At 56.1% G+C, this 12,092-nt stretch carries 7 protein-coding genes; 1 reads left to right on the plus strand and 6 read right to left on the minus strand.

Features of this window, described 5'->3' with window-relative positions:
* Window positions 1–120: transposase (locus FQ185_RS02825; RefSeq protein WP_141228961.1), on the plus strand; the 120-nt coding region annotated here is incomplete at its 5' end.
* A gap of 213 nt (window positions 121–333) precedes the next feature.
* Here the strand turns inward: FQ185_RS02825 and FQ185_RS02830 are convergent.
* The 6 genes from FQ185_RS02830 to FQ185_RS02855 form a co-directional block, all read right to left on the minus strand.
* Entirely contained in the window at window positions 334–1,029 is a 696-nt protein-coding gene (locus tag FQ185_RS02830; protein ID WP_149416157.1) for a hypothetical protein, read from the minus strand.
* Between the two features lie 59 nt (window positions 1,030–1,088).
* A complete protein-coding gene (locus FQ185_RS02835; protein WP_149416158.1) occupies window positions 1,089–1,352 on the minus strand; it encodes a hypothetical protein in 264 nt (87 codons plus the stop codon).
* Between the two features lie 268 nt (window positions 1,353–1,620).
* Window positions 1,621–2,025 carry a hypothetical protein gene (locus tag FQ185_RS02840; RefSeq protein WP_149416159.1) on the minus strand — a complete coding sequence of 135 codons (405 nt, stop codon included), beginning with the start codon at window positions 2,023–2,025 and terminating at the stop codon, window positions 1,621–1,623.
* Window positions 2,026–2,032: 7 nt separating this feature from the next.
* Window positions 2,033–9,505: a DUF637 domain-containing protein gene (locus tag FQ185_RS02845; protein WP_149416160.1), complete on the minus strand. Its 7,473-nt coding sequence runs from the start codon at window positions 9,503–9,505 to the stop codon at window positions 2,033–2,035.
* A gap of 40 nt (window positions 9,506–9,545) precedes the next feature.
* Complete coding sequence (locus FQ185_RS02850; protein WP_149416161.1) at window positions 9,546–11,264, minus strand: ShlB/FhaC/HecB family hemolysin secretion/activation protein; 1,719 nt, start codon at window positions 11,262–11,264, stop codon at window positions 9,546–9,548.
* A gap of 396 nt (window positions 11,265–11,660) precedes the next feature.
* Window positions 11,661–12,056, minus strand: a complete 396-nt coding sequence (locus FQ185_RS02855; protein ID WP_256730359.1) for a DUF2388 domain-containing protein — start codon at window positions 12,054–12,056, stop codon at window positions 11,661–11,663.
* Between the last annotated feature and the right edge of the window lie 36 nt (window positions 12,057–12,092).

The raw sequence follows: 12,092 nt of genomic DNA on the forward strand, positions 1-12,092 counted from the left end.
ACTGGTCAGTTGGAAGGAATAAACAATCGAATAAAGGTCATCAAGCGGATGGCGTACGGTTACCGGGATAGCGAATTCTTTTTCATGAAGATCAAGAGCGTCTTTCCCGGTAATCCGTGATGAACCATTTTTTTGTGCCTGAAAACCACATCTTGTAGGAGCACGGCCTGCCGGCGAAGGCTCTCGGTGAGAGCGCCAGTGCAATTGCTTTCATGAAGTAACAGTGAGTCGGTTAAAAAGAATTCTCGGGCGGCGTTCAATCAATAGATGTTCGCCTGCTTAATTATGTAACCGATGAATACCGTCTCAATAAACATAAACCTGTCTCTCTTTTTACTTCAAGCCTTCCGCGAGTGGCTGACTGACTATTTCCGTGACGCCTTTCAAGGCCAAGCGCAAGGTCTGTGGCTCTGTACGGTACTGCAACGGTGTGTAGCCGTAGTCGTTACCGGAAGTGAACGGCGTAACCCCATCACCCTGTTGCCACAGTTGTTCGTCGCCGCGGTTCATCACGGCGACCACGTTGATCACCGGATAGACCACACTGCTGAAACCTTGTGTCAGGCTAAATCCCCAGCGATCCACCGTGAGTTGAATTTGCGCATCAGCCACTTCGTCATCACCTACTACCTTGAGAGATGAGTTCTTGTTCAGCTCAGCGACGAAGTTCTGTTTCAACAACTCACCCAGGTCAATCTTTTCCGTCTCCATGACATAAAGAATCGCCTCTACCGTCGACATGGATGCCAAGTCGCCGGTCTTCAGTCCGACCGCAAGTCCAGCACCGGATAATGCGCTGGTACCCAAACGGGATGCACCGCTCGCCATTCCAATGCCAGCACCCAGACCCGCACCCAACGCAGCTCCCCAAGCCTGCTCGCGCCCCATGTAACTCATCTGTTTGGATTCCCACTTCACCGGCAAAACCTTCACCGTCTTGATCTGCGCCCGATGCTCCGGGGTGAGCTTTTGGCTGGCGCAACCGCTCATCAGTAGCGCCATTAGCACAACAAATAGAAATTTTTTCATGTCAGTTCTTTATGTTTGGCAACAGTTAATTCACCAATGCGCAGTGAGCTTCGTTAACATCACTTGCTCTCTTTCGAGGCAGTTTCGAGTGCTGTATTCTTCACCAAATAACGTCCCTCAAGATCGTTTAACAGTGTCATGCTGTTGCAGACCATCATCGCGCCAATTTCTACTTCTTCTGTACGAAGGCTACTTCGCGCAGCCTTGGCATTAATGGTCACTTCCGCCAAATTTTCGCTTTGGAACTGATCACGTGCTGTATCGAAGTAAATGCATTGGTTACCTCGGTTGTAGCCCCATTTCGGCATCAGCTTCTTTGTCATCCAAAAAACAATAGGCGAACCAGTATTCCGACGTTGTTGGGGCGAACGATATATACCGATCCCTTATCCTACACTGCAGGGTTAAGCAGCGAATATTGCGTAGCTTTACTTGCATCGTTGCTATTCAATCTAACTGTTTTCGCCCTGGCTTTTATCATGCCAAGCAGAAGTAATTCGCTTTATGCGATTTTAATGGAAACAATCGATCTCTCCGGAAACAGGAAGAATTCTGAATGCCATTTAGATTGAACCACCCCTTTTTGGACCATTAATTCTGTGCGAACAAATACAATCTTTTTCTCTCTTCAGCGACATCCAATCGATCATACTCCCTAACAAAGCTGTCCAACTCAGCAGTCAAATCACATTTAAATTTCCATAACGCTGTAGCGCCAACATTTTGGATAAACTCTATCCCATCTAAAACCTCTCCCGAATCTTCAAGCTTTAGCTCTTTCATCTCAGTCATCAGTTTTTTCAGTAGAACGAGCACATATCCATTGCACCCGGGAGAGAAAAGCTCTTCGTACATTGCAGGCTCGTTACGTAAAAAATCTTCTAAAAAAACCAAATCCCCATCAATATAATTTATACAGGACTCAAAAGCCAAAAGCCGCCGGCCATTTTGATGCACAAATATGAAATAAATAACCTGCATGGCGAGTTGACACATGTGCTAATTACCTTAAAGGCTGAAGATGCCAAATTTCTTTAGTGGCAGGATTATAAACCATCTCCATCGAGCTATTCGTATAGCGATAAAATCCGGACATCCTATCAGGGGTGACCGTTGTTGCTGTTTTTAATACCTCATCCGCCTGAATAAAGGGGGCGCCACGCCCAGTTGACCATAAACGATTGTAGTAATACTCAGAGAATTTGAACGGAGCTCCTTCCGCTTGGTAGAAGCCATCAACCAACTTAATTTCTGAAAGACTACCTTTTGCACCTATCGCAGCCCCAACCCCTATGCCGAAAAGCTCTCCGGCCATAAAAATCCCCCAAGCCTTTACGAACTCATTCGCAGGCTGAACACCCTCAAAGCCTTGTCCTTGAGCGAGCGCGAGTTGTGCTTGGGTGATGTCTTCAGCGGTGGCTCCTTGTCCTTGCATGTATTCGGCGAGGGATGTTGCCGCTTGTCCGTATTCGGACATGCCTGGCGGCAAGTGGTCGAAGAAATTGTACTGAGTCGCGTTTTGCGCCACCCAAGCCCCGGTTTGCAGGCTTTCAGCGTCTGCGCCGCTCTGTGTCGCAGCCGCTAACATGCCCACCAGTTGTGAGGTCATGTTCAGAAGGTTTTTGTCGCCATCGACCGAGGTATTGAGCTGGTCCACCAGCGCTTCGTTGGCACCTGCCGCGAGCGCACCGGTCTTGAAGTCGCCGCCGCTCACTTCAGCCAGCAAGCCGCCGACCATGGCGTGGATAAAGATTTTCGGAACGCTCCCATCGGCGAATACATCTTTGGTGTAGTCACCCACCGCGTTAAAACTGGCTGCCGCCAACGTATTAAACAGCGTACTTTGCAGGGCATCGCCCAGATCGCCGCCTTGACCCATGATCTTGCCCAGCGCGGCGGAGGTGCCGTTTTGCAGGCCCTGACTGGCAGCGAATTGGCCGACACCTTTCCAGGTGCCAAGATTGGTGCTGATCTTGTCGGTGACGGGGTCTGTTGTGGTGCCGGTCCAGTCATTGAAGTAACCAGCGGTCATGCCCGCCGTAATACCGGAAATGGCATATCCCTTCAGGGCATCGCTGGAGGTGACATCCTTGAACACCGCTCCCAGGTTGCCACCGTTATTAATGACGCTGACCGTGGCAGTGGTCGCTGCGCCCGTGGCAATGGCTGCACCACCGGCGGCGACGGCACCCGCGCCTCCCAATGCCGTCAGCGCCGCAGGGCCAACAAACGCTGCCATAACAATGGCGATGACCAGTTGCGCGCCAGCACCCAAACCGGAACTGCTGTAGTCATAGGCGTCATGGATTTCTTTGACTAACTGCCAATCCACATCTCCACGCTGTTCAGCCGCTTTAAGCCACGCCAGATTGGGATCTGCTTGCACCATTGCATCGATGGTCTGGCTCACCGACTTCTGGTCGATATGCTTAAGGTCAATGCGCAAGCCATCGACAGCCTTGATCACTAAATGACCTTGGGCTACCAACTCACTCTGGCGCAGGGTTTCATCGGTGTTGCCTTTACCCGACGAGGACTGCCAAGCCAGGTCGCCCTTGCTCTTCTCGTGACTCTCCTGATGCAGATCCTTGACGGCTTCGAAGGTGATGCTGCCGCCACTGTCGAGGATGATGTCCTTGCCGCTTTCGAGTTTGGCGCCTTGATAGAGTTGGTCGCCACCGCTGACCAGCGTCAGGCCGCCGCCAGTCTTGATGTCGCTGCCGACGTTTTTGATGTCGGTGACTTCGTCGCGCTGGGTTTCCTTGCTACCCCAGCCGCCTTTTTTTTCTTTGTCGTACAGCGAGTAGTGGCTGTCTTGTGCGGCCAGTAGGCTCAGGTCACCGCCGGCCACCAGGTAGGCTTCATCACCCGCGCTGACTTTGCTGGAGATCAAGGTCAGGTCCTGCCCAGCGGTGAGCACGACGCTGCCGCCGGCATTGAGACGGGTGCCGATCTGGCTGACGTGATCTTCCTGAGCCTCGACCTTTTTGGTTTTGCTGTAGCTGTGTTCCTCATCCGCCGCCGAGGCCAACGTGAGGTTTTTCCCGGCGTCCAGAGCAATGTCGCGGCCGGCGTCAATCTGGCTGGCAATGGCACTGAGGTCGCGTCCGGCGCTGATCGACAGGTCGCGCCCGGTGTCGAGGGTGGAGGCGTTTTGGCTGATGGCCAAGTCGCGGTTATTGCTGCCGTGTTCGTTGCTGTTGACCTGTTCGGCTGAACCGATGGTGACGTCGCGCCCGGCACTGATGTGGGAATCGCGGCCACTTTGTAGTACGCCGCCGATGTTGTTCACATCGCGCCCGGCCGAAATGGTCAGGTCGTTGGCCGCTTCAATGCGGGCGGCGTTGTCGATGAAGTCGCGGTGTTGGTTGTTGTGGCCGTTGCCGCTGGCATACCCCGTTACGGTGCGCTCGTTGATCACGTCGCCGCTGATACTGGTCAGGCTCACGTCACGCCCGGCGATGATGCCTCCGGCCTTGTTGCTCAGGTCGTTGCTGGCGAGCAGATCTAGGCGGTTGCCAGCGTTCACCAGACCGCTGTTGGCCAGGTTGTTGCCGGCCAAGGCCGCCAGGTTTGCGCTGGCTTTGAGGGTGCCTGCGTTTTTCAATTCTTTGCCAGCGATCAGACTCACGTCCTGGCCTTGAATCAGTGCGCCGTTGGCTGCCAGGCGATTGTTCGAGTTGGCCAAGTACAACACAGGCACCAACACGTTTTCGCCATTGACCGTCGCGGTTTCCATCCAGACGATGTCGTGGGTTAGCGCGGCAACCTGTTCTGCGGTGAGGGTCACGCCCAGCGACAGGTTGAGTTCGTCCTTGCTGGCGATGGCGTTATCTATCAGATAACGGAACATGGCCTCGTCCGAGGTCAGGCCGTCGATGAAACGCTGACCTGTACGGGCCACCACCGCTTGCTGGATCAGCTTCTGCTCATAGAACCCGTCACCCAGACGCTTGGCACTGTCGTCAGGGTTGTAGCCGAGTTTGCCCAGCAAGTAATCCGAACCCATGAACTGCTTGAGGTCTGTGAGTGCCGGGTTGGTTTCGATCAGGTATTTGTGCGGATTGGATATTCCGTGACTGCTCGGCAGACCCTGAACTTTAACGATTGAGCCCACGCCGGCGCCCCCCACGCTCCAGCCTTCCGGGCCGTTGTCGGTGGTGCTGCCGCCCTGACCGCTGAGGCGGAACAGGCCGTTCTGCCCAACAGGCAGTTCAAACCCAGGCATTGTCAGCGGGTTGACTTGCTGTTGTGCCAGGTCTGGTGGAAGTTGCTGATTCAGGGTGATACGCGTGGAGAAATTACTGTCAGGGGCATCGGTATTGGTGCGTGGACCACTGCCGACGTAATCGAAGCCGCCACGGACCACGCTGTTGTCGAAGTTGTTCTGGGTACTGATGCTGACGTTGCCTGCGGCCTGGATGATGGCGGCATAGGTTTGGTCACCCGTGGCGAGTTGGGTCGTACGGCCAAACTCGGACAACTCAAATTCGGTGGTGCCGACAAATCGGCTCATAGCCTCGACCAAACCACTCAGATTGTTGACGTCATAGCCACTGCTCTGAAACCAGTAGCGCTCAGTGAAGTCGTCGGCGGCGTTGCTCCAGCCGCTGCCGTTGCGGGCGCGTTCGGTACGAAACACTCGCACGGTTTCGGTGTCGGAGGTTTCCACGCCGGTGTTGGTCAAGTTATTCAGCGTGGCGATGAAGTTGCCGCTGGTGGCGATGGTGCTGCTGTGGTTGAGCAGGTCGCCGCCGTTGATGTTCAGGTTGCCACCGGCGGTAATACTGGACGCGGCACTGGCTGCGGATATTTCCAGCTTGTCCCGTTGGGTGATCTCCCAAACACGGTTTTGCTTGCCGCTGCAGTCACCGGCGTTGACGCCTTTAACGCACGGGATTTGCTCAATCTTGGCGGTGTAGATACCGTTGTCGCTGATGGTCAAAAGCGCACGGATGTTCTGTATCGTGCTGGCCGCCAGGCTCATGCTGCCGTCGCCTTGGATCAAGCCGGAGCTGTTGACGATGCTCGTGGCCCAACCACCCTTGCCGTCACGATCAATGTCGAGATCGCCCAGGCTGTAAATGCTGGCGTAACTGTTGATCAACGACGCCACTCGTAAACCCATGTCCCAGCCACTGAAGATCAACCCGTGATCGTTGAGCAGTGCGTTGGTCGTGAGCGTCAGGTCTTGACCGCTGCCGAGAGTGCCGTGGTTGTTCAGGTTGCCCGCATACACCGTCAGGTCGCCAGCAGAGGTCAATCGACCACGGTTGCTCAGCAGGCCGGCCACGTTGATCAGACCGTCGCCACCACTGGCGATGCTTGCAGATTCGGCCAGGGTCAGTTGCCCGGCTAGCAGGTTCAGGTCACCTCGGCTGGTCAGTCGTCCGGTGCCGCTGTAAGCGCCAGACAATCCCAAGTACAGATCACCGTCGCTGGCGATCAGGCCGTCGTTACTCCAGTTCACACCAGTAGCGTACAGGCTGTCGGAAGCCAGTAACTGGCCGGCGGCGGACTGGGCAAAGTTATTGACGTTCAGGGTCAGGCGTCCGGCCTGGATGATGCCGGTGTTGGTCCAGCTGTCAGCGTTGAGCGTCAAACCGGCTCGGGTGACCAATGAACCACCCGCGTTCAGGACGTTGGCCGTGGCGATGTCGAAACTGCCGCTTCCAACATGCAAAACGGTGCCACCGGTGTTCATGAAGTTACCAGCCGCCAGGTGCAGGTCGGTGTTGGCGCTTTCCAGGGTGCCGTTGCGGTTGTCGAACAGCCCGCCAATTAGAAATCGTGAAGCGCCGCTGGTACCCAGGGCACGGAGTTGACCGAACTGGTTGTCGATGCTGGCGCTGTTGAGCGTCAGGATATTGTTGCTTTCGATGATGCCCTGACGGTTGCTCAGTGCACCGGCCAGGCTCAAGTCGATTTGTTCGGCTGCGATCTGGCCGGCGCTGTTATCCAGCGCACCACCGGTAACACCGACAGCATGGGCGGCATACAGGCCACCTTCCCGGTTGTCGAGGTAAGCGGTGTTGATAACGGCATCACCCGATTGCGCCGCGAGGCGTCCTCCCTGGTTGTCGATGCCACCCATTGCGGTCAGGTTCAGGTGCTCAGCTTGAGTGTTGCCGCCCTTGTGCTTGAGCAAGTCATAACCGTTTTTCAACCAGCCGCTGAGGAAACCGGTGAGGGTTGCTTGCAGACTGGACAGCACGCCGCCACGGTTATCAACATTCGCGGCCGTCAGGTTCAGGTCACCGTTTTGGGCAATGATCCGACCATTCTGGTTGTCGATGTCACCGAGAACCTCGAGGTTCATTTTGCCCTGGCTTTGCAGCGTTCCTTGGCTGTTGGCGAGGCTGGCAGCATAAAGGCGAAGGTCGCCATGTTGGCTGTAGATCAGACCGTCTTCGCTGTTCTGCACGGTGCCGCTGGCGGTCAATATGAAATGGTCGTTCGCCGCAACGGTGCCCCCATTGCGGTTATCCAGGCCACCGATCAGCAGGGTCATCAAGCCTTGGCTGGCTAACTGGCCGCCCTGGTTATTGACCTGACTGGCGTGTTGCAACAGCAGGGGACCGGTACTGGCCAGTTTGCCGTTGCTGTTGGTCAGTACACCGAGCAGATTGAGTGTGACGGCAGCGTTGCCGATCAGGTTGCCGTGGCTGTTATCCAGCGCGGCACCGGTGAAGCTGGCTGCCCGCTGGGCGCTGATGGCGCCGAAGGTGTTGTCTAGGGCCATCGCCTGCAAGGTCAAGGCGCCGCCGCTGTCGATCAGTCCACCTTGGGTGTTATTCAGCAAACCCTGCACCGTCAGAGCTTGATCGCCGGCACTGGAAAGAATGCCGCCAGCGCTGTTGTCGAGGCTGCCAGCGTTGACCGTCAGACGCTGCTGGCTGACCAGCGCACCGGCACCGCTATTGAGCAAGTCACCGCTGACATTGACGGCCACGTCGCCGTTGCGACTGGATAGCGTGCCGTGATTGCGGTTGTCGAGATTGTCGGTAGTGACACTCAATCCCTCCCAACCCGAGATCAAGCCGTTCTGGTTGAGAATGCTGCTGGCATCGAGACTCAGTTGCTGGCTGCTGATGAGTTTGCCGCCCTGGTTGTCGATCCCGCCACTGCTGGTGAAGCTCAGTCGTCCGCCACTGGACAGGCTGCCTAGGCGGTTAACCAGATTGGCGGCACTGGCGGTGAGCAGGCCTTCACTGCCCATTAATCCGCCACTGTTGTCGAATGTCTGGCTCACGCGCGCGTCAAGGTTTCGGCTGGCTACCACTGTGCCGGTGTTGCGTAGGTTCTGTGCTGACAGACTGATGTCGCCGCGAGCATTGCGGCTGTTGTCGGCGTTTGCGCCCGCCTCGATGATGCCGTTGTTACTCAGTTGGCCGCCGCTACTCAGGCTGATGCGATCACCAGCGGCCAGGCTTCGCTGATTGCTCAGAGCTCCGCTGGTTTGCACGTCCAGGGTCGAGCCCGCATAGACCGGTCCTTGTGCATCGAGACTGGCCGCCTTGATGTTGATGGCATGAGTGGATGTGGCCTGCGCAAGGCTCAAGTTACCGTTAGCATCGATCTGAATATCGCCGCCGCTGGCCGCCAGATTACCGGCCAATCGAACACCGACACCGGCTTCGGTCGCCACCAGTTTGATCGCCCCGGCGTACATACCGCCGAGCGCGGAACTGTCGATGGCAAGCTCCGGTTTGGCGCTGCCGTCATTAGCGCGAGCGACGGCATTCAGGCTTTGTGCGTCGACATCATTGCGACCCGCGACGATGCTCAGCTTATTCGCGTGAATCTCGGCGTTGATCTTCGCTGAGCGAGTGATGATTTCGAAGCTGTCGACATTGGTAGCGTTCAACCCGGCGCCGTCGATAAAGACGCTGCCTCCGTCGACTTTGTAATGGTCGAGCTGACCATTGTTGAATACCGGTTTTCCGGTGGTCAGGGTCACCCGTGGAGTGTTGATAAACCCGCAGCCATTGCAGCTGATGCCATAGGGGTTGGCGACAATGACCCGCGCCGATTGCCCTGCCACTTCGGTGTAGCCGCGCAGTTGGCTCGGGTTGCCGCCGTTGACTTCATTGAGGATTGTGCTGGCCGCCCTGCCGCCGAGGTTCGGATTGCCCAGAATGATCCCACCCAACTGGGTTGCCTGCGTGCGGCCCGTGGCGTTATTGAGGATCACCCCCTCGCTGCCGACGTTGTAGTCGCGGAACTGGTTGTGTGACAGCCCGCTGGCATTGGGCGCGGCAATGTTCACGATAGGTACGCCATTGCCAGCGTGTTCCAATCCCGCCCCAGGAGCATTGATGACGATGCCGTTGGCTTGAACCCACAACGGTTGCCAGAACATGGCATTGGCCAGCAAAAAGGCCAGACCACGCTTGGGCATTCCCCAGAAACGCTCAGCGCTCAAAAGGGCGGAAGACGGCTGGCAAACCAGGAAAACAAACTGACGGACATCCATGTTGGAACTCTCGGAAAGTGCAGCAATTAATCGCCTGGGGCTACAGGAAGAAACTCAGGCTGAAATAGATCGGCGCTTCGTGTTCGGTCAGCGCATTGGGGCGTTCGAGCGAATGGGCAAAGGTCACGCTGGTGGCCAGGTGCTCGCCTCTGGCAAACAGTTCGAGGGAGTTGCCGGACACCCGTCCGTGCTGGTCACCGTTGTAACGATCGTTCTGAATCACGCCGTGGTCGTATCCCAGGCTGGTGCCGTATTCAGCCAGCACCGGTCGTAGCCAGGGCCAAGTGACCTGACGACTCCAGCGCAGGTCGTTGCGCCAGTAACCCCCGCTGTCGCCAGACAGCGATTGCTGCTTGTAACCGCGTATGGAGCCTTGCCCGCCAAGGCTCATGCGCTGTGAGCTGAACAGCACGTCCTCGCTTCGTTGGCCGGTGGCAAGACTGCTGAAAATCAAGGATTCGCCCCACAGGGTGAAGGGCTGCAAATAGCTCAGTGTCGCGGTGTATTTGCGGTAGCGAGCAGTGGGTTCGCCGGGGCGCGGATCGTGATCACTTTGAGCATCGAAGGCACCGATACCGTTCTGCATGCCGAGGTCCAAGTTGACGAAAGCGCTGCCAATGCGTCGGCCGTGGTTGAAACCGAACTGCGCTTCGCTGATGCGGTTGCTGCTTTGCTTAAGCTTGGTGTCTTCGATGAAATTGTTGGTACGCAGATGGTTAAGACCAATATTGAGCAAGGTCTTACTGACGGCATCGCGATGTACCACCCGCTCGGCACGCAGTTGATGGTTCTGGCTGTCGCCAGTCTGCTTGAAGCCAAATCCATAGGCTTGGGCCTGCGAGCGGTAGTCGCTCTGGCTGTAGCTGTAGTTGAAGTTCCACCAGCCCCACGGCAGGTTGTAATTCATAAACTCACTGCTGGAGCTGCGTTGATGGTCACTGACGGCGTCGTGACTGCCGCGCAGCATCAACTGATCGGCCAACCCCAACGGGCTGTCCCAATCCAGCGAAGTGTCCCATTGTTGTTCGCCGGTACTGACCTGACCGCCGTTGCTGCGTGACAACGAGGCTCGCCATGGCTTTTGTGGCGTGTTTTTCACCACCACATCACTTCCCCCCGGAGCTTGGCCGGGAGTGAGCTCCATCTGCGTCTGATTGGATGGCAGACGGTTGAGCTGATCGACCATCTGCTCGATTTCACGCAGGTTCAGCAGCTCACCTTCACGTCCGGGGAAGCTCATGGCCAGTTCACGCGCCGACAAATCGCCTGGCGTTGCTACTTGCAGCTTTTCCAGATGACCTTCGACGATCAACACCCTCAGTTGTCCGTCAGAAAGATCCTGTTGTGGCAGGTAGGCACGGCTGGTCACCAGACCTTTATCGATGTAACGGTGGGTGATGACCTTGAGCAGTTCATTGAGTTGGGAGGTGCCCAGGCACTGGCCTTCATAGGGCTGGGTTGCCTGCTTGCGATCAGACTCGGAAAGATGATCGGCGCCGTTGATCACTATCTGGCGGATGGGGAAACAGCGACTATCGACCGGAGCACTTGGCGCTGTGGGAGCCACGGTTTTACCCGGTAGTTCCTTGAGCTCATCGAGCCGGCGCTGCTGCTGTTCCAGCAATCGATTCTGACGCTCACGAATCAGATCCTGTTCGCCCGGCGTCGGACTAGGCGCTGCCACCGCCGAACTCAGGCCACTCAAGCACCCGAGCACTGCAAAAGAAAATAACCTCATCCGGAGGTGCAATATCGACATGTTGAATCCATTCGCCGCTTGTTAACTTGCCTTTGAAGGGCTAGCGACTGTTAGTGAATCGACAGACCTTGGTGGGGGGGAAGTATTGGGCTTTGTAAAATGCAAAAGATGTAGGACGCGTCTGGGAAACAGCGCGGAAACTTCCGGTCGGTGCTGGTTCGGCGACGCTCTAAATTTCGAGATCTTTATCCGTGACTCTTGAACTTGCCGAGTCACTCAGCGCCGCAAGGCTTCGGCGCGACGCGAACCGCCCACATCGTCGGCGGCGATGGTGCTGATGGACAGCTGATGTTCTGAGGCGCTGACCAGAAGCGCTTCGGTTTGATGTCAGGACAGACATTGAAGAGTGGCTGTTGCGCTTCAGTGATTCCTTTCAATTGTCAGGAGTTAGGTTGTTCATCCATAGGTAGCTAGTACCAAGTGGGCAAACTCTTTCTTGTTTGGCTGAAAATCAGCATGCTTATGCAAGTACGCGCGCCATGCAGATTCAAGCATGGACCCATCGAGATCGCCGTCGGTAGCAAGATAGGCGGCATCGTCTTTCACCGCCTGGACGTAGTGTTTGGAGCGGCCATCGTCGATTTTGTCTGACGTCGAAATAAACGGCCCGATCGTTGTGAAGATCAACCCAAATCTAGTTATTGCTGAGTACTCAAAGGGGCCACTAGCTAATTTGCAGTTATGACCGCTGCAGATTTCAGCACGAACACAGGCGCTAGCTATGAGTGCGAACATGGCAGCCCAATAGCACCCAAAGGCCACGGTCCATTTTTTATTGTGTCGAATAGCCACGATCTGTTTGAACTCCCTGCGTGGTCGCGCTGCCAT

This window comes from Pseudomonas sp. ANT_H12B (genome assembly GCF_008369325.1).
In the GTDB taxonomy this organism is placed as follows: Bacteria; Pseudomonadota; Gammaproteobacteria; order Pseudomonadales; family Pseudomonadaceae; genus Aquipseudomonas.